General features: G+C 73.6%; 15 protein-coding genes. 6 read left to right on the top strand and 9 right to left on the bottom strand.

Annotated elements, in window-relative coordinates; genetic code table 11:
* Window positions 1-14 precede the first annotated feature (14 nt).
* The 3 genes from ACIO3O_RS09880 to ACIO3O_RS09870 form a co-directional block, all read right to left on the bottom strand.
* On the bottom strand, window positions 15-1,403 hold the full coding sequence (locus tag ACIO3O_RS09880; protein WP_401744120.1) for an FAD-dependent oxidoreductase: 1,389 nt from the start codon (window positions 1,401-1,403) through the stop codon (window positions 15-17).
* 9 nt (window positions 1,404-1,412) lie between these two features.
* The gene (locus tag ACIO3O_RS09875; protein WP_401744119.1) at window positions 1,413-2,942 is read right to left on the bottom strand and encodes an alpha/beta hydrolase; all 1,530 of its coding nucleotides are present in this window, start codon (window positions 2,940-2,942) and stop codon (window positions 1,413-1,415) included.
* Between the two features lie 333 nt (window positions 2,943-3,275).
* Window positions 3,276-4,301: a DUF4349 domain-containing protein gene (locus ACIO3O_RS09870; protein WP_401744118.1), complete on the bottom strand. Its 1,026-nt coding sequence runs from the start codon at window positions 4,299-4,301 to the stop codon at window positions 3,276-3,278.
* A 214-nt stretch (window positions 4,302-4,515) separates the two neighbouring features.
* On the opposite strand from ACIO3O_RS09870, the gene hemG reads away from it, so the two are divergent.
* The gene (hemG, locus tag ACIO3O_RS09865; RefSeq protein ID WP_401744116.1) at window positions 4,516-5,979 is read left to right on the top strand and encodes a protoporphyrinogen oxidase; all 1,464 of its coding nucleotides are present in this window, start codon (window positions 4,516-4,518) and stop codon (window positions 5,977-5,979) included.
* 4 nt (window positions 5,980-5,983) lie between these two features.
* Complete coding sequence (gene hemQ / locus ACIO3O_RS09860; protein WP_401744115.1) at window positions 5,984-6,730, top strand: hydrogen peroxide-dependent heme synthase; 747 nt, start codon at window positions 5,984-5,986, stop codon at window positions 6,728-6,730.
* A gap of 91 nt (window positions 6,731-6,821) precedes the next feature.
* Here the strand turns inward: hemQ and ACIO3O_RS09855 are convergent, their stop codons facing one another.
* From ACIO3O_RS09855 to ACIO3O_RS09835, 5 genes are all read right to left on the bottom strand, one after another.
* Window positions 6,822-8,447 carry an alpha/beta hydrolase gene (locus ACIO3O_RS09855; RefSeq protein ID WP_401744113.1) on the bottom strand — a complete coding sequence of 542 codons (1,626 nt, stop codon included), beginning with the start codon at window positions 8,445-8,447 and terminating at the stop codon, window positions 6,822-6,824.
* A 165-nt stretch (window positions 8,448-8,612) separates the two neighbouring features.
* On the bottom strand, window positions 8,613-9,383 hold the full coding sequence (locus ACIO3O_RS09850) for a TIGR04222 domain-containing membrane protein (RefSeq protein ID WP_401744112.1): 771 nt from the start codon (window positions 9,381-9,383) through the stop codon (window positions 8,613-8,615).
* Between the two features lie 215 nt (window positions 9,384-9,598).
* Complete coding sequence (locus tag ACIO3O_RS09845; protein ID WP_401744110.1) at window positions 9,599-10,687, bottom strand: TIGR04222 domain-containing membrane protein; 1,089 nt, start codon at window positions 10,685-10,687, stop codon at window positions 9,599-9,601.
* Between the two features lie 7 nt (window positions 10,688-10,694).
* Window positions 10,695-12,203, bottom strand: a complete 1,509-nt coding sequence (locus ACIO3O_RS09840; protein WP_401744108.1) for a DUF692 domain-containing protein — start codon at window positions 12,201-12,203, stop codon at window positions 10,695-10,697.
* A 109-nt stretch (window positions 12,204-12,312) separates the two neighbouring features.
* Entirely contained in the window at window positions 12,313-13,077 is a 765-nt protein-coding gene (locus tag ACIO3O_RS09835) for a DUF4142 domain-containing protein (protein ID WP_401744477.1), read from the bottom strand.
* Window positions 13,078-13,290: 213 nt separating this feature from the next.
* Between ACIO3O_RS09835 and ACIO3O_RS09830 the strand changes: the two genes are divergently transcribed.
* Window positions 13,291-14,343 carry a hypothetical protein gene (locus ACIO3O_RS09830; RefSeq protein ID WP_401744106.1) on the top strand — a complete coding sequence of 351 codons (1,053 nt, stop codon included), beginning with the start codon at window positions 13,291-13,293 and terminating at the stop codon, window positions 14,341-14,343.
* On the opposite strand, the gene ACIO3O_RS09825 is transcribed toward ACIO3O_RS09830, so the two are convergent.
* Window positions 14,333-15,052, bottom strand: coding sequence for an aminoacyl-tRNA hydrolase (locus ACIO3O_RS09825; RefSeq protein WP_401744104.1), 720 nt, complete (start codon window positions 15,050-15,052; stop codon window positions 14,333-14,335). The genes ACIO3O_RS09830 and ACIO3O_RS09825 overlap by 11 nt on opposite strands.
* Before the next feature lie 72 nt (window positions 15,053-15,124).
* Here ACIO3O_RS09825 and ACIO3O_RS09820 point away from each other — a divergent pair, with 72 nt between their 5' ends.
* From ACIO3O_RS09820 to ACIO3O_RS09810, 3 genes are read left to right on the top strand one after another with little or no spacing between them, the layout of a single operon-like run.
* Window positions 15,125-15,802, top strand: coding sequence for an AIM24 family protein (locus tag ACIO3O_RS09820; protein ID WP_401744102.1), 678 nt, complete (start codon window positions 15,125-15,127; stop codon window positions 15,800-15,802).
* Between the two features lie 11 nt (window positions 15,803-15,813).
* Window positions 15,814-16,707: an ATP-binding cassette domain-containing protein gene (locus tag ACIO3O_RS09815; protein WP_401744100.1), complete on the top strand. Its 894-nt coding sequence runs from the start codon at window positions 15,814-15,816 to the stop codon at window positions 16,705-16,707.
* Complete coding sequence (locus tag ACIO3O_RS09810) at window positions 16,704-17,387, top strand: ABC transporter (RefSeq protein ID WP_401744099.1); 684 nt, start codon at window positions 16,704-16,706, stop codon at window positions 17,385-17,387. Before ACIO3O_RS09815 ends, ACIO3O_RS09810 begins: the two co-directional genes overlap by 4 nt.
* The last annotated feature ends 32 nt before the right edge of the window (window positions 17,388-17,419 follow it).

Below are 17,419 nucleotides of genomic sequence, written 5' to 3'. Positions count from 1 at the left end.
TTACGCACCCCGCGCTACGCCCCCGCCTTGCGCACCGCCGCCACCGCCTTGCGGGCCGCGACCAGGACCGGGTCCCAGACCGGCGAGAAGGGCGGGGCGTAGCCGAGGTCCAGGGCGGTCATCTGGTCGACGGTCATCCGGGCGGTGAGCGCCACCGCCGCGATGTCCACGCGCTTGCCCGCGCCCTCGCGGCCGACGATCTGCACGCCCAGGAGGCGGCCGGTGCGGCGTTCGGCGGTCATTTTCACCGTCATCAGGGATGCCCCCGGGTAGTAGCCCGCGCGGCTCGTCGACTCGATCCGTACCGTTACGAACTGGAGGCCCTCGGCCTGCGCGTCCCGCTCGCGCAGGCCCGTGCGGGCGATTTCGAGGTCGCAGACCTTGCTGACGGCGGTCCCGACGACGCCCGGGAAGGTGGCGTAGTCGCCGCCCACGTTGGAGCCGATGACCTGGCCGTGCTTGTTGGCGTGCGTACCGAGCGGGATGTGGCGCAGACGGCCCGAGACCAGGTCCAGGACCTCCACGCAGTCGCCGCCCGCCCAGATGTTCTCGTGGCCGCGCACGCGCATCGACAGGTCGGTGACCAGGCCGCCGGACGGGCCGAGGGGGAGGCCCGCCGCCTCGGCGAGGGTGGTCTCCGGGGTGACGCCGATGCCCAGGACGACGACGTCGGCGGGGTAGGTGGCGTCGTCGGTGGCCACGCCGTTGGCCCGGCCGTCGGTGCCGGTGAGGATCTTGGTGACCTCGGCGTCGGAGACCACCGTGATGCCCATGCCGGTCATCGCCTCGTGGACCAGGGCGCCCATGTCGGGGTCGAGGGTGGACATCGGCTGCTTGCCCCGGTTGATGAGGGTGACCTCGTAACCTCGGTTGATCAGGGCCTCGGCCATCTCCACGCCGATGTAGCCCGCGCCCACGACGACCGCGCGGCGGCCCTCGGTCCGGGCGAGGGTGTCGATGAGGGCCTGGCCGTCCTCCAGGTTCTGCACGCCGTGCACGCCCGGTGCGTCGATGCCGGGGATCGGCGGGCGGACCGGGCGGGCGCCGGTCGCGATGACGAGCTTGTCGTACGAGGTCCAGACGTCGTTGCCGGTCTTGAGGTTGCGGGACTTGACGCGGTGGTTCTCGACGTCGATCTCCACTGCCTCCGTCTGCATGCGCAGGTCGATCTCGCGGGCCCGGTGCTCGTCGGGGGTGCGGGCGATGAGTTCGTCGCGGGAGGCCACGTCGCCGCCGACCCAGTACGGGATGCCGCAGGCGGAGTACGAGGTGAAGTGGCCGCGCTCGAACGCGATGATCTTGAGCTCGGCGGGGCCCTTGAGCCTGCGCGCCTGCGAGGCGGCGGACATGCCGGCCGCGTCGCCGCCGATGATGATCAGGGTCTCGGGTGGGGTGGAGGTCATGGGCACACGCTATGGCCTTGCCTTGACGGAGGGTGCGGGGCAGGTGGTGGTGGGGGACTTCGGGGCGGTGCCGGACAGGAGGTGGGCGTCGACGGCCCGGATCAGGCAGGGGCCTGCCTTCCGGTGGTACGCGCCGTGGCCGGAGGCGTCGTTGGTGACCAGGCGGGCGTCGGCGAGGCGGGCGGCGACGGCGCGGGACCACTGGACGGGAGTCGCCTGGTCGTCCGTGTTGCCGATCACGAGCAGGGTGGGGGTGTCCGGTGCGGTGATCGAGTGGGCCTTGGCCGAGGCGGGTGCGGGCCAAAAGGCGCAGGGGAGCGAGGAGTTGACGTTCGCCGGTCCGAAGTGGGGGGCTTCTTTGCGGGCCTCCTGTGCGGCGGCGGCGAACTGCTCGGGGGTGCGGAACTCGGTGTGGTCGGCGCAGTTGATCGCGAGGTGCGCGGGACTGGCGTCGGCGGAGTAACTCCCGTCCGGGCGGCGTCCGTTGGTGGCGTCGGCGAGCATCTGGAGCTGTGCGCCGTCGCCCCGGAGGGCTTGGGCGAGCGCGCCGTCGAACATCGGCCAGACGGAGGGCGCGTAGGTCACCGCCATGGCGGCCAGGCGGGCGTCGGACTCGGTGAGGGTGCGGCCGGGGAGGGCGGGGACGGGCTGTGCGTCCAGGTCCGAGAGGAGGCGGTCGATCTTCTTCCAGGCGTCGGCGGGCTTCCTGGGGAGCGTGCACGTGGGCCGGGAGGAGCAGGAGGTGAGGTAGCGGGTGAAGGCGCTCTCGATACTGGCCGACTGCTGGGCGAGCAGGGAGCCCAGGGGGAGGGCGGGGTCGACGTTGGAGTCCAGGACCATGCGGCCGACGGCGGCCGGGAACTGCTCGGCGTACACCTGGCCGATGAGGGTGCCGTACGAGAGGCCGAAGTAGTGCAGCTTCTCCTCGCCGAGGACGCGGCGCACGATGTCCATGTCGCGGGCGACGTCCAGGGTTCCGGTGTGCGGGAGGAGCCTGCCCGCCTTCTTGTTCCTGCCGCAGGCCTCGGCGAAGGCGCGGGCGGAGGCGCGCAGGCGGTCCGCCTCGACGGCGTCGTCGGGGGTGGTGTCGATCGCCGTGTACGCGTCCATCGCCTTCTGGTCGAGGCACGGGGGGAGCGGGTTGCTGCCGCCGACGCCGCGCGGGTCGACCGCGACGAGGTCGTAGCGGGCGGCGACCTCGGGGGAGAAGGTCTCCGGTGCCCCGTAGGCGTACGGGGCGGCGGGGCTGCCCGGGCCGCCCGGGTTGACGAAGAGGGCGCCGATGCGGGAGGCGGGGTCGGTGGCGGGGCGGCGGGTGACGAAGAGGCCGAGGGAGTCGCCGTCCGGGGCGGAGTGGTCGAGGGGGACCTTGATGGTGGTGCAGAGGAAGCCGGGTGGGGCGGAGGGGGAGGGGCAGGGGGTCCAGTCGGGGGTTTGGGCGTGGAAGGGGGTCATGGGGTCGCCGGTGGGGGTGCTGGTGCTGGTGCCGCAGGCGGTCAGGAGGAGGGTGGTGGCGGCCAGGGCGGGGGTGAGGCGCATGCGGCGGGCTCCCTCGGGCGGGTCGGGCTTCCACCATCGGGGGTGGGGAGGGAGGGGGCGAGGTGGGGTGGGCCGGGTGGGGGCGGGGCCGCCGGGGGCGGGGCCGCCGGGGGCGGGGCCTTGTCCGTGCCGCACCCGGCACCGGGGTGTTTTCGCCCCGGCCCCGCCCCTTCACCTAAACCCGCGGGGCTGGGTGGTGGGCTGCTGTTCCTGATGGGGCTACGCCCCTCGCCCCCTGCACGGCTTCGCCGCGCGTCCTCAAACTCCCCCAAGTTCTCGGCTTCGCTCGAACAGGGGGTACCCCCTCGACGGGCTGAGGCGTCCGGCACCGGGTCACTTGGCCTCCCGCTCCTCGCCCTCCGGCGGGGCCGGAGCCGCCGGGTACGACGGGAATGCCGGGGTCTGCCCCCGCGGAGCCCTGCGCGGCAGGCGCGGGGACACCGCCTTGCGCCAGAGGAGCCAGAGGAGGGCCAGGGCCGCCGCGAACGGGGCCACCGCGCCCACCACCACCGCGATCCACCGCACCGTCGTCAGGAACGCGTCCCAGCCGCCGCCCAGCGCGTCCACGAAGCCCGGCTCGTCGTCCTTCGGCGGCGCCCCCGCCTTCTTCTTCGGCGGGGTCTCCGTCAGGACCAGCGTGATCGTGCTCATGCCCGTCTGGTCGGCCAGCGTGTTCTGCTGGGCGAGCAGGGACTCCAACTCGGCCTGACGGTTGGAGAGTTCGGCCTCCAGCGTGACCACGTCGCTCAGCTTCGTCGCCCGGTCCATGAATTCCTGGACCCTGGCCACGCTCACCCGCTGCGACTTGATCCGGCTCGTCAGGTCCACCACCTGGCCCGTGACATCCTTCGCGTCCGCCTTGCGGGAGAGGATCTTGCCCGGTTTCCGCTCCAGTTCGGCCAGTGTCTGCGAGAACTTGTCCTGCGGGACGCGCAGGGCGATCCGGGAGTAGATGTGGTCGCCGTTGTCGCGTTCCGTCGACTCGTTGCCGACGTAGCCGCCCGCCGTCTCGGCCATGGCCCGCGCCTCGGTCAGCGTCTGGACCGTGCTCTTCACCTCCATGTGGAGTTCCGCGGTGCGGATCACGTGGACCTGCGCCGCCGGGGCCTTCGGCCCGGGGGCGGAGGGGGCTCCCGGCTTCGCCGCGTCCGCCCCCGACCCGGAGCCCGCCCCCGACCCCGAGCCTGATCCCGACCCCGACCCCGTCCCCGCGCCCGGCTGGGCCCCCGGCTGCTTCGCCGCCGCCTCCGGGGCCGCCGCCTTGCCGCCGCCGTCGGAGCTGGAGGTGGCCCCGCCGCCCGCCCCGCAGCCGCCGACGGCGAGGGTCGCGGCGACCACCGCCGCCCCGATCATGGACATCCGCGCCGTCCGCCGTGTCCGGCCGCCTGCTGATCCCACTGTTGCTGCCCGCATCTCGGTCCCCCCGAAAAGTGGTGAAGGATGTTGCAGGTTCGACGTGTGGGGTGGGCGCGCGGGTTTCGGTTTCCCGGTCCCGAAGCGGCCCCGAAGCGGTCACGGTCGGGACTCGAAGGTCACGGTCGGGACGCGGTGCGGCGTTTGAGACAGTGGACGCATGAACGGTACGGACAGCAGCACCGGTACGAGCACGCGCTCCCCGCACGTCGTCGTCGTCGGAGGCGGGATCGCCGGTCTCGCCGCCGCCCACCGGCTCACCGGCACCGGGGTCCGGGTGACCCTCCTGGAGGCCACCGACCGGCTCGGCGGCAAGCTGGAGGCCGGGGAGATCGCCGGGGCACCCGTCGACTTCGGGGCCGAGTCCCTGCTCGCCCGCCGTCCCGAGGCCGTCGCCCTGGCCCGCGAGGTCGGGCTCGGCGACCGGCTCCAGCCGCCGTCCACCGCCACCGCCTCCCTCTGGAACCGGGGAGCCCTGACCCCCCTGCCCAAGGGGCACGTGATGGGCGTGCCGGGCGACCCCGCCGTGCTCGGCGGCGTTCTCTCCGCCGCAGGCCTCGCCCGTATCGAGGAGGACAGGTCGCTGCCGCGCACCGAGGTCGGCGACGACATCGCCATCGGGGCGTACATCGCCGCCCGGCTCGGGCGCGAGGTCGTCGACCGGCTCGTCGAGCCGCTGCTCGGCGGGGTGTACGCGGGGGACGTCTACCGGACGTCGCTGCGGGCGGCGGTGCCCGCCCTGTTCGAGGCGGCGCAGCAGCACGACTCGCTGCTGGAGGGGGTCCGGGAGATCCAGGCGCGGGCCGCCGCCCAGCAGCAGACCGGGCCCGTGTTCCTGGGGATCGACGGCGGCATCGGCACCCTCCCGGGGGCCGTCGCGGACGCCGTACGGGCGCGGGGCGGGGAGATCCGTACCGAGACTCCCGTACTCGCCCTGACCAGGGCGGACGGGCAGTGGACCGTACGCACCGACACCGGCTCGATCCAGGCGGACGGGGTCGTCCTCGCCGCGCCCGCCTGGTCCGCGTCCGCGCTGCTGGCCGACGTCTCCCCGGCGGCGGCCGCCGAGCTCCAGCAGGTCGAGTACGCGTCCATGGCGCTCGTCACCCTGGCCTTCGCCCGCAAGGACGTCGAGGACGTGCTGCCGGACGGGTCCGGGTTCCTGGTGCCGCCGGTGGACGGGCACACCATCAAGGCGTCGACCTTCTCCTCCCGCAAGTGGGGGTGGGTGAGCGAGCGCTCCCCCGATCTGTTCGTGCTGCGGACGTCGGTCGGGCGGTACGGGGAGGAGGAGCACCTGCACCGCGACGACGCCGACCTCGTGGACGTGTCGCTGAAGGACCTGGGGGCCGCCACCGGGCTCGCCGCCCGGCCCGTCGAGACACGGGTGACCCGGTGGGTCGGCGGGCTGCCGCAGTACCCCGTCGGCCACCTCGCGCGCGTCGCCCGCGTCCGGGAGGCCGTCGCGCGGGTGCCCGGACTGCGGGTCTGCGGGGCCGCGTACGACGGCGTCGGCATCCCCGCCTGCGTCGGCAGCGGGCAGCGGGCCGCCGACGCGCTCGCGGAAGAGATCTTGGTCATGCCCACCCTGGTGGAGGGCACGGCAGGCGGCACGGGACAATAGCCACATGACTGCTCAGGAGAACGCCGCGAACGAGGGCCCCGCCAACGGCGGCAAGGCACCGAACGCGGGCAAGAAGGCCAAGGACCTCAACGAGGTCATCCGCTACACCCTGTGGTCCGTCTTCAAGCTGCGCGACGTGCTGCCGGAGGACCGCGACGGCTACGCCGACGAGGTCCAGGCGCTCTTCGACAAGCTGGCCGCCGAGGACGTCACCGTCCGCGGCACCTACGACGTCTCCGGCCTGCGCGCCGACGCCGACGTCATGATCTGGTGGCACGCCGAGACCGCGGACGAGCTCCAGACCGCGTACAACCTGTTCCGTCGTACGAAGCTCGGGCGCGCCCTGGAGCCGGTGTGGTCGAACATGGCGCTGCACCGCCCCGCCGAGTTCAACAAGTCGCACATCCCGGCCTTCCTGGCGGACGAGAACCCGCGCGACTACGTCTCGGTGTACCCGTTCGTGCGGTCGTACGACTGGTACCTGCTGCCCGACGAGGACCGTCGCCGGATGCTCAAGGACCACGGCATGATGGCCCGCGGCTACCCCGACGTGCGCGCCAACACCGTCGCCTCGTTCTCGCTGGGCGACTACGAGTGGCTGCTGGCCTTCGAGGCCGACGAGCTGTACCGCATCGTCGACCTGATGCGTCACCTGCGCGCCTCCGAGGCCCGCATGCACGTCCGCGAGGAGGTGCCCTTCTACACCGGGCGCCGCAAGAGCGTCGCGGACCTCGTGGCAGGCCTCGCGTAACCCTTCCGTACGAGTGACTCCCGTACGGAACACATGACTTGGCGGCCCCCCTGGTGCGTATTCACCAGGGGGACCGCCCCAGCCCGGAAGATCAGACGGCGGCCGGAATCCCCAGCAGTGGGAGGGCGCGCTCGTCCAGCGACACCGGGTTCGGCTCCCGGTGCGGCGCGCACGCAGCGCGCCGCACCGGTGTCTTTCCGGTCAGCAGGTACGTCTCCATGTGGCTGTTGACGCAGGCGTTCGCGCCGCCCCCGATGCCGTGCGTGCCGGCGTCCTTCTCCGTCACCACCGCCGACCCGGGCAGCCGCTTCTGGAGCTCCAGGGCGCCCTTGTACGGGGTGGCCGCGTCACGCTCGGCGGCCAGGATCAGGGTCGGCGGCAGCGCCCCCTTCGCGACCCGCACGTCCACCGGCCGCTGCCGGGGCTGGGTCCAGTAGGCGCAGGGCAGGTTCATCCACGCGTTGTCCCAGGTCTCGAACGGGGCGCGCTTCGCCAGGCGCGTGTTGTCGCGGTCCCAGGTCTTCCAGTCGGTCGGCCAGGGGGCGTCGTTGCACTCCACGGCCGTGTAGACGGCGTTGCCGTTCTCGTCGTCCCGGGCCGCCTCGGGGCGCGGGGCCGCCTGCGCGATCAGCGGCTTCGGGTTGCCCTTGAGGTACTGGGAGAGCGCGGTGGCGCGCATCGCCCACACGTCGTCGTAATAGCCCGCCTTCAGGAACGCCGCCTGGAGCTGGCCGGGGCCGACCGTGCCGCCCGCGGGCTTGTGGGCCAGCTCGGCACGGACCTTGGCGTAGCTGTGCTGGACGTCCTCGGCGCTCTCGCCCAGCCCGTACGTCTTGTCGTGCTTGGCGACCCAGGTGCGGAAGTCCTCCCAGCGGCCCTCGAAGGCGGCCGACTGGTCGAGGTTGTTGCGGTACCAGATCTGGGACGGGTCGGGGTTGACCGCCGAGTCGAAGACCATGCGGCGCACGTGGGAGGGGTGGAGGGTCGCGTACAGCGCGCCGAAGTAGGTGCCGTACGACGCGCCCATGAAGTTGAGCTTCGGCTCGCCGAGGGCGGCGCGCAGGACCTCCAGGTCGCGGACGTTGTTGAGCGAGTGGTAGTGGCGCAGGGCGTCGCCCGCCTTCGCCGCGCAGCCCTTCGCGTACGTCTTCGCCCGGGCGATCCGCTCCTTCTTGTACGACTCGGAGGGGTTCACCGGCGCCTGGGTGGGGGCTTCGGCGAAGTCCTTGGGGTCGACGCAGGACAGCGGGGCGCTGCGGGCGACGCCGCGCGGGGAGTAGCCCACCAGGTCGTAGGCGGCGGCGATGTTCTTCCACTCCGGCATCTGGGCGACCAGCGGGAAGTACATGGAGGAGGCGCCCGGGCCGCCCGGGTTGAAGACCAGTGCGCCCTGGCGGGGCACCGGCTTTCCGGTCTTGGGGTGCTTGCCCCGCGCCGTCAGGCGGCTGACGGTCAGTCCGATCTGCTTGCCCCGCGGCCTGGCGTAGTCGAGGGGGACCTTGACGGTGGCGCACCGCACCGTGTCGGGCAGCTGCTCCGACTCCGGGCACGGGCCGAACGTCATCCCGGAGATCAGTGCACGTTCGGCGGCCAGGGCGACGCCGCGGGCCTCGGGGGACTGGCGCGGGAAGGCGGCCGCGCCGGTGGGGGCCGTCGCCAGCGCGGTCAGGACCAGGGAGCCGAGGGTGGTGGCTCCGTACAGCGCTAGTGCTCTCATGGCGATCCCTGATCCCTTGTTCCGGCCGCGTGGCGAACCGGGCGGCTGTCGTACTGGACAAAAGGGATACTTGGCAGGGCAGTTGACGATGTAAAGCACCGGTGTCCGGTGTCGGGCTCATTGACCCCGTTGCGCCACGGGGGCGTCAACGGGGCTTAACGGTGATCACCGGGCTCCGGTCAGCGCGGTGCGCAGCTCCGGGTCCGGTATCGCGCGGGCGCCCGACACGGCGACGGCGGTGAGCAGGGCGCGCTGCGCGTCCTCGGTCGCGTCGCCCGCGAGGGCGCGCAGCCGGATGCGGCCCGCCGTGGACGCCCACTGGGTGTACGGGTGGACCTCGATGCGGGCGACGGCGAGGCAGCCGAGCGTCAGGAGCAGCGGCAGCGAGAACCACACGGCGACCGGGGCGGAGTCGGACGGGTCCTGCGGCAGCGCGAGCGCGGCGACGGCGGCCAGCGCGAGGATCAGCGCGCTCGCGTTCCGCACCGCGCGGACCCCGTGCCGTACGGCGTGCTGGAGGGGTACGGGAACGGCCAGGCCGGACGCGATCAGCCGGTCGGCGAGCGCATGGACGGTGTCGGTGGCGGCCACCCCCGCGCGTACGGCCGCCGTACGGGACTGGCCCTCGGGTCCCGCCGCGCCGATCGCGGCGCGCTCCAGGGCGTTGTGGCCGTGCGGGGTGACGACGGTGGTCCAGCCGGTGTGCGCGAGCATCAGGCGGCGGTCGGCGTGCATGGTCAGCAGGGTCAGGTCGGCCACCCGGTCGGGGCCGCCGCACAGGAAGGCCGCCTCGTGCAGCGTCAACTCCTCGTCGTACGGCGGGACGTCGGGCGCGCGGCCGTCCACGGCGGCCACGGCGGTGGCGGCACGGACGAGCCGGGCGCAGGAGCCGACGGCGGCGACCCAGGCGAGGGCGAGGAGCGGGAGCCAGAACATGGCGGAGTTCTACGCGAGGAGAACGGGGTGTCGCTATGGCGTGTCCATGATGTGGACGGTCTGTTGTTGATTCGTGACCGAGCGTGGGGGAAGTGCGGTGCGGTGGGGCATTTGGGTCGGGGGTGGCAGGGGAGGGGCGCGAGGTGATAGCGGGTGCGGTCCGGTGGCGGTGCCGCAAACCGTGCTGCGTGGGGGGCAGAGGCTTTCGTGGGGGATCAGAAGCTGCTGCCTCCGCCACCGCCTCCGCAACTGCTGCCGCCTCCCGAGCTGCTGGAGCACGAACTGCCGCCTCCCGAGCCGCTGGAGCAGGAGCTTCCGCCGCCGCCTCCGCCGGAACACGAGCCACCGCCACCGCTGCAGCCGCCTCCGCCGGAGCAGGCCCCGCCGCCTCCGTCGCCACCACCGCCCGAGCAGCCTCCGCCGGAGGATCCGCTGCATCCCGCGCCGGGGTTGCCGCCGCCCGGCGCGTTCGCGGCGCACCAGACCATCACCGGGACCGGCGTGAACGGGGTCGTCGGGTTGGGGGAGGGGCGGTGGCGGGCCGCCGTGACGAAGTGGGTGCGCAGCACGGGGTCGGTGAGGGCACGGAGGCCGACGAGGGCGACCTGCTGGGGGAGCGTCAGCGCGTTCGCCGGGTCGGCGCGGTAGGCGCGGAGCGAGGCCTGACCGGGGTCGGTGACCCGGCGCTTGGCGCGCACGGACCACAGGAAGCCGGTCACCACGCCGAAGGCGACAGCGGGCAGGACGAGAAGGACAAAGGGGAAGTCGTCGACGAACGGCACCCCCGCGTCGGGACGGCCCAGCTGGAAAGCCGTGACGAGCAGGGCGAAGGGGAGGCAGATCAGGGACAGGAGCGCCTGGGCGCCGCCCCAGGTGCTCCAGCGGCGGCTCACGTCCGGCGGCAGAAGCAGTCCGCGGGCGGCCAGGCTGTCGCCGATCTCCTGCACCGCCGGGTTGCGGATCGCCGCGTGGCGCAGGGCGGCGAGGGACCCGTCGGGAGCCGTGTCGTACTCGTGGAGCACGGCACGTTCGACGGCGTCCCTGGCCGTCCTGTGGTGCACCACGACGACGCCGGGCCCGCCGATGCTGATCCGCCCGTCCTGGCTGAGGGCGGTCAGGGCGGTGTCCACGGCGCGGGCGGGCCCGCCGATCAGGAACGCGGCCTCCACGAGGTCCAGGACGCCGGGCGACCCCGAACCGTACTGGCGGTGCGCCTGACGCACGGTGGTCCACAGCAGCAGGCCGGACGTGGCGACGGCGCAGTAGACGAGGACGGTGAGAGCGAGGACGAACGGTTCCGTCACGGCACCGTCACCTCCCGACCAGGGCCGCCGCCGCGCGGGCGATGCGCGTGGCGAGGGACGGCGGGCGGGCGTCGGTGCGGTCCTGCCACCAGTGCGTGAGCTCGCGGAGCTGGGCGGGGGTCAGGGGCGCGTGCACGAGGGCGTGCTCGGCGAAGTCCAGGGCGTCGCGCCGGTAGCCGCCGTGCAGCGGACGGCGCCCGGCGTACGCGACGAACGCGGGCCGGTACCCGCCGCCCAGGATGCGCGGCAGCTCGGGCGCCACCTTGGCGACGATCCCGGCCCGCTTGGCGACGAGCGCCCGCGCCTGCACCCGGACCCTCGGCCCGTCGAAGCCCTCGGGAACGGGCCCGCCGGCGACGAGCGCTTCGAGCAGCGAGGCCTGCGCGAGGGCAAGACCACTGCGGGCGGCGTCGGCCGCGTCCTTGGACGCGGGGCGGCCCCCGGAGGCGTCGCCCTCCGGGAGCGCGGGGGCTGCGGGCGGCACCGCCGTGGTGGCCGGTGCCGCGGTGCGGGACGTGCCGGTGGTGTGCGTCCCGGTGACGGGCCCGTGCCCGGCGGCGCGGGTCGGCTCGGCGGACGGGGCCTGCGGGCGGCGCGCAGCAGCCTGTCGGCGTACGGCAGGTTCGCGCGCGGGGCCGGGCCGCGCAGCCCCGGGGGCGCCCGCGCCCACCAGGCGGGGGGCGTCCAGGACGCCCCGGATCAGCTCCAGTTCCGCCGCGAGTTCCGCCGCCCCCGGGAAGTCCTCGTCCCGCTCCAGCAGCACGCCGGGGGGCGACACCCGCGAGCGCAGCTCCGCCAGGACCTCCAGGACCGGTTCGGTGACCGGGTGGGCGTGCGTGTCGTGCCACACGCCGTCCTTCTCGACGCCGCCCGCCACATGGACGTACGCGATCGACTCGACCGGCAGCTCGTCCAGCGCGCGCGCCGGGTCCTCGCCCCGGTTGACGCGGTTGGTGTGCAGGTTGGCGACGTCGATGAGGAGCCGTACCCCCGTGCGCTCCACCAGCTCCGCCAGGAACTGGCCCTCCGTCAGCTCCTCGCCCGGCCAGGCGATCAGGGCCGCGATGTTCTCCAGCGCGAGCGGCACCGGAAGCTGGTCCTGGGCGATCCGTACGTTCTCGCACAGCACCCGCAGCGCGTCCCGGGTGCGCGGCACCGGCAGCAGGTGCCCGGCCTCCAGGGCACGGGACGCGGTCAGCTGTCCCCCCGCCCGTACGAACGCGATGTGCTCGGTGACCAGCGGCGCCCCCAGCGCCTCCGCGCGCGCGGCGAGGGCGGCCAGGCGGTCCGGGTCGGGGCGGTCCGCGCCGCCGATGCCCAGCGAGACGCCGTGCGGGATCACCAACGCGCCCCGCTCGCGCAGCCGCAGGAGGGACGGGGGGAGGTGGCCGGGGCAGATGTTCTCCGCCACCACCTCCACCCAGTCGATGCCGGGCAGCGCCTCGACGGTGTCGGCGATCTCCGGCCGCCAGCCGATGCCGACGCCGAGCCTCGTTCCCTGGTCCTGGCGTTCCATGTCCGTCCCCCTTGGTGCGTGCTGTGCAGGGGTCATGGCCCCGTCACGGGGCGCTGAATCCAGGAAGGGGGACGTTCAGAGGTTGATTTGAGGTTCCGTCCCCCGCGTGTCACGGCTGGGCGGCCGGGCTCCCGATCTCGCCGACCGTCGGCGCGGACGGCAGCGAGGTGAAGGTCTGGGTGCCGGTGGGGCGGGCGGGGCGGGGCACCGGGACGGGCGCGCCGGGCACGGGCGGGGGAGGGCCGGTCGGGCTGGCGGTGGCGTTGCCCGCCGCCTCGTTGGCGATCGCGTCGAAGTCGACCAGACCGGTGGCCTCCAGCATGGTGATGTGGTCCAGGACGGTCTGGTTGGCGGCGTCCGCGAGCTGCCGGATCAGGGCGTTGCGGGTGGAGTTGCGGACCTGGGCGATCACCGCGAAGACCTTGCCGTGGGCGCGCCGCAGCAGGTTCGCGAAGAGGCGTTCGTACGTCGTCCCGGTGGCCGCCGTCAACTCCCGCAGCCAGCCCTGCTGTTCGGGGGTCGGCTGGTTGGGCAGCTCGACGCCGAGCTGGGCGGCGACCGACCGGGCCCGGGCGTCCAGGTCGGTGTGCCCGACGACGAGGTGGTCCCCGGCGGCCTTGACGGACTGGCTGGGCGCCCGCTCGATGGCCTGCTGCCCGGCGGGCAGCTCCCACAGCCCGGCCAGCCGCACCTTCACCAGCAGGTCCCGGTCGGCGGCCGACAGCGGCCCCCACTTGGTGGGCACGGACGACGCCGCGAGGTTGGCCTGCCCGGTGCCGGAGCGGTCCGCGTACGACCAGACCGGGAAGGCGAGGGCGGCGAGCGTGGCGATCAGGGCGGTGACGACGAGCGCGGTGCCGTTGATCCGGCGCAACAGGGCGAAGAGGGCGGGGGGCATGGGCAGATCTCTCCCGGACGCTGTGCGTGGTGCTGCGGTACGCGAACGAATCAACCGGCAAGTGCCTTGATCCTTCAGCCACTTGCGGTCATTCGTGAGTACGTGTGAGGCACGCGACATGTTCAGGGGAACGCGGTGCGGGGGCGGGCCGGGAGGGCGTTGTCAGTGCCGCCCCGCATAATCGGCGCCATGTTGATCACCGAAGACGTAATCCGCCGGGCCTGGCGGGAATTGGCCGACCGCAGCGACGCGCTCGGTGCCTGCGAGCCGCCGCTGACGACGACCGATCCCGACTACTACGAGGAGCACGAGCAGGAGCTGGAGGAACGCCTCCTGCTGGTCGTGCGCCCCGACGGCACGGTGTGCGGCATGGACGGCTCCTACCGCGAGGTCTTCACCAGCCGCGACCTGGACGAGGTCCTGTACCACGCGGCGGACGACGCCCTGCGGATACAGGTCCGCCGGGACGCCGCGCAAGCGCCCGGCACCGGCACCGGGACGGACGCCGTCGCCTCTCGCGCCGAGCTGCTCGACCGGGTGGACCCGGCGTGGGGCAGGAGGTTCCGCGCGGTGGACGAGGGGGCGCCCGAGGGCTGCTGCGCAGGCGACCCGTTGGAGGGTCTCGCCTGGATCGCCGACGGCTGGCAGGACCAGTACCCCTACACCAGCCTGGACTTCTACCGGGGTGACGGCCTCGACGCCGCCGACGTGGCCCTCGCCCTCGGAGCCGACCCGGACCAGGTCGCCGACGGCTTCCGGCTGTCGGACCTGCGCGCGAAGGAGAAGGCGATGGGCCGCGCCTGGAGCTCCGACGACGCGTGGCAGCACTTCTGCTTCGGGCAGGCGGGCGACTGGGTGTTCTTCCTGAACCACGAGGTGTCACCCGGAGGACAGGGCTTCGGCACGCTCGGCGTCACCGAATCGGTGTACCTCAGCGCGTGTACCGCGAAGGCCATCTACACCTTCGACCTCATGCGGGACGGCCGCCGGATCGCCGACGACGAGAACGGTGTCATCGAACTGATCTGGTACCACCGGGGCCGCGCCCCCTACGTCCACGGCGGCCCGCTCGACTTCCTCAACCGGGCCGTCCGCCGGGCCGAGCTGGCCCACCCCGAACTGACCGAGTTCGAGATCTACTTCCACGCCCTGGAGACCTCGCTCGGCATCAGCGTGCCTCGTACCGCCTTCCAGGAGGGCACGGTCCGCGCCGCCCAGTGGGCCCGGCCGGTCAGGCCCTGAGCGCCGGGTGGTCCGCGATCACCGTCTCCGAGCCCGGGGCGATCTCCGTGAAGCCCGCGTCGCGGACCACCGGCAGGCCGGACCCCGTCAGCTCCCGCCACTGCTGCGGGGAGGCCGTCCGAACGGACAGCGGGAAGCCCGTGTCCCGCCATGCCGTGCGGTCCGCGTCCGCCAGGTCCCACCAGGCGAGCTGCGCGCCGTGACCGGCCTGGGCCATCGCCTTGCCCGCCGACATGTCCAGGTCGGGGCTCATCCAGAGGACCGGAACGCCGGGGTCCGGGGAGTCGGGGTCCTGCGGGTCGTCCAGGTCCGTGCCCGACACCTGGAGCTTGGCCAGCTCCTTGGGCCAGCCGTCGAGGGGGACCGGCGGGAAGACGCGAACCTCGGCCGCCTTGCCCGTGACCGTGATTCCCGGCAGCGTGCACGCCTTGCGCCACTCCGCGCCGCGCGCCCGCCGCACCACCTTGCGGATCCGGGCGTCCTGCCAGTCCCGCATGACCCGGGCCCACTCGCCCTCGACGCCGTCCTCGGTCAGCGACCGCTCGTCCGCCAGGATCGTCAGGACCGCCCGCGCCGCCGTCTCCAGCGCGTCCGTGCGGGTCGGCGGGTCCGTCTTCTCGATGTGGACCACGAGGGGGAGGACGAACTGCGGCGCCGCGTCGCGCGCGGCGGACACGGACTGTGCCCCGGAGGTGTCGTTGCTGCTCATTGAGCCAAGTTTGCCAGGGCGTGACGTGGGACTCCTTGTCGGACCAAAACCCGGCGCGCGAGGATGACCCGCATGAAGAGCGACATTTTTGCCTCCGAGAACATGGCCCAGCCGGCGACCGTCCCCGGCATGACCCTCCAGAACGCGAAGTCGGTGAAGTACGCCGTCAACGGCGAGATGCACGCCCGCCAGGGCTCGATGATCGCCTACCGGGGAAACCTCCAGTTCGAGCGCAAGGCCCAGGGCATCGGTGGCATGCTCAAGCGCGCCGTGACCGGCGAGGGCCTGCCGCTGATGGCGGTGCGCGGCCAGGGCGAGGCGTGGTTCGCGCACGAGGCGCAGAACTGCTTCATCGTCGACCTCGACCAGGGCGACGCCCTCACCGTCAACGGCCGCAACGTGCTCTGTTTCGACGCCACCCTCAGCTACGAGATCAAGATGGTGAAGGGCGCCGGAATGACCGGCGGCGGCCTCTTCAACAGCCTCTTCACCGGCTACGGCAAGCTCGCCGTCATCTGCGACGGCAACCCCATCGTCATCCCCGTCACCGGGAACATGCCGGTGTACGTCGACACCGACGCGGTGGTCGGCTGGAGCGCCCAGCTCAGCACCTCGCTGCACCGCTCGCAGTCCGTCGGGTCGATGATCCGGGGCGGCTCCGGCGAAGCCGTCCAGCTCGTCCTCCAGGGCGAGGGCTTCGTGATCGTACGGCCCAGCGAGCTGACCCAGACGAAGCCCACCGCGAACTGAGAAGAACCCGGATGAGACTGTCACGGGTGGGACGACGGTACGGACTGCGCGGCGACTGGGTCCTGCGGGGCGTCGACCTGGAGCTGCGCCCCGGCTCCCTGGTCCGCCTCCAAGGGGCCAACGGGACCGGGAAATCAACCCTGTTGAGAATTCTGGCCGGTATCGACGCGCCCACCGAGGGGCGCGTCGAGGGCCGCCCGCAGCGGGTCGCGTACGTGCCCGAGCGCTTCCCCGGAGGGCTTCCGCTGACCGCGCTCGGCTACCTCGTCCACCTCGGCCGCATCCACGGCCTGGGGCGGGCGCGAGCCCGCGAGGAGGCACGCGCCCAGCTGGAGCGCTTCGGCGCGGACGGCCACGCCCGTACCCCCGTCGCCGAACTCTCCAAGGGCACCGCCCAGAAGGTCGCCGTCGCCCAAGCCCTCATGGCCGAACCGGAGTTGCTGGTCCTGGACGAGGCGTGGACCGGCCTCGACGAAGCCGCCAGGAGCGAGCTGGACCGGGCCGTCGCGGAACGGGTCGCCGCCGGGGCGAGAGTCGCCTTCGTCGACCACGACCCGCGCCGCCTGGCCGGGGCGGTGGACGCGGCGCACGAGGTGTCCGGGCTGGGGCTGCGGGGCGTCAACTCCCCGGCGGAGGAGGCCGAATCGGGTCCGCGGGTACGGATCGTCGTGTCCGGCCCGAGAGGTGCGGCACTGCCCGCCGGGCTGCCCGGTGCGCCACGCGTCGTACCGGACGCCGACGGGGCGATGGCGCTGACGGTCCCCGCGGTTCACTCCGACGGGGTGCTGCGGGTGCTGCTCGGTTCCCAACCCCCGTGGCACATCAGGGCAGTTGCCCCGGACGCCTCACCTGCTGCGGAACGACAGGCCCCGGAAGGGCGCGCACCGGAAAGGAGCCAAGCATGACGACGACCGCCCTCGCCCCCCTCGTCCGCTACCAACTCGCCCTCCTCGCCCGTTCGCAGCGCTGGCTCGCCCCCGTCCTCCTCTACGCCGCCTTCGTCGCCGTCGGCGTCCAGGGCGGGCAGCCGGTCCTCGACTCCCTCGGCTACGGCGCGGCCGCCCTGCTCCCCGTCGCCGCCTGGCTCACCCGCCTCTGCGTGACGGGCGAGCCGCCCGCCGCCCGGTACTGCGCCGCGGCCGCCACCTCGCCCGCCCGGGCGCACCTGGCGGCGCTGCTCACCGCGTTCGGCTGCGCGGCGGCGCTGGGGGCCGCGGCCACCGCGTTCGTGGTGCTGGTCAGCAAGTGGGCCGACACGGACGGGCAGGTGCGGATCAACCCGCTCGACGCCGCCGGGGCCGGACTCCTGGCCGTCCTCACCTGCGCCCTGCTCGGCACCGCCGTCGGCGCGCTCGGCAGCCGCCCGGTGCTGCACGGCACCGGCTGGAGCATCGCCCTGACCGCCACCGGCACCCTGCTCGCCCTGGTCACGGCCGGGTCCCCGGCCCGCCTCACGGTGAACGCCCTGGTCGGCGGCTCGCACGCGGGCGCGGTGGCCCTGCCGCTCGTGCCGCTCGCGGTCGCGGTGCTGCTGGCTGCGGCGGCCGGGGCAGTGGTGTGCGGGCTCAGCTCGCGGAGGGGCTGAGCCCGCATTCGTATCCGCGTAGGCTCCTCGGT

It is taken from the genome of Streptomyces sp. NPDC087440, assembly GCF_044744005.1.
Classification (GTDB): Bacteria; Actinomycetota; Actinomycetes; order Streptomycetales; family Streptomycetaceae; genus Streptomyces.
The sequence above is the reverse complement of the archived record's forward strand: the minus strand, read 5'-3'. Positions and strand labels throughout refer to the sequence as shown.

Bases quoted from the DNA above. Each gene is read 5' to 3' on its own strand.
- ACIO3O_RS09815 (WP_401744100.1), top strand. From the start codon at position 15,814: ATGAGACTGTCACGGGTGGGACGACGGTACGGACTGCGCGGCGACTGG.
- ACIO3O_RS09840 (WP_401744108.1), bottom strand. From the start codon at position 12,203: ATGGAACGCCAGGACCAGGGAACGAGGCTCGGCGTCGGCATCGGCTGG.
- hemG (WP_401744116.1), top strand. From the start codon at position 4,516: ATGAACGGTACGGACAGCAGCACCGGTACGAGCACGCGCTCCCCGCAC.
- ACIO3O_RS09855 (WP_401744113.1), bottom strand. From the start codon at position 8,447: ATGAGAGCACTAGCGCTGTACGGAGCCACCACCCTCGGCTCCCTGGTC.
- ACIO3O_RS09870 (WP_401744118.1), bottom strand. From the start codon at position 4,301: ATGTCCATGATCGGGGCGGCGGTGGTCGCCGCGACCCTCGCCGTCGGC.
- ACIO3O_RS09850 (WP_401744112.1), bottom strand. From the start codon at position 9,383: ATGTTCTGGCTCCCGCTCCTCGCCCTCGCCTGGGTCGCCGCCGTCGGC.
- ACIO3O_RS09830 (WP_401744106.1), top strand. From the start codon at position 13,291: ATGTTGATCACCGAAGACGTAATCCGCCGGGCCTGGCGGGAATTGGCC.
- hemQ (WP_401744115.1), top strand. From the start codon at position 5,984: ATGACTGCTCAGGAGAACGCCGCGAACGAGGGCCCCGCCAACGGCGGC.
- ACIO3O_RS09880 (WP_401744120.1), bottom strand. From the start codon at position 1,403: ATGACCTCCACCCCACCCGAGACCCTGATCATCATCGGCGGCGACGCG.
- ACIO3O_RS09820 (WP_401744102.1), top strand. From the start codon at position 15,125: ATGAAGAGCGACATTTTTGCCTCCGAGAACATGGCCCAGCCGGCGACC.
- ACIO3O_RS09875 (WP_401744119.1), bottom strand. From the start codon at position 2,942: ATGCGCCTCACCCCCGCCCTGGCCGCCACCACCCTCCTCCTGACCGCC.
- ACIO3O_RS09810 (WP_401744099.1), top strand. From the start codon at position 16,704: ATGACGACGACCGCCCTCGCCCCCCTCGTCCGCTACCAACTCGCCCTC.
- ACIO3O_RS09825 (WP_401744104.1), bottom strand. From the start codon at position 15,052: ATGAGCAGCAACGACACCTCCGGGGCACAGTCCGTGTCCGCCGCGCGC.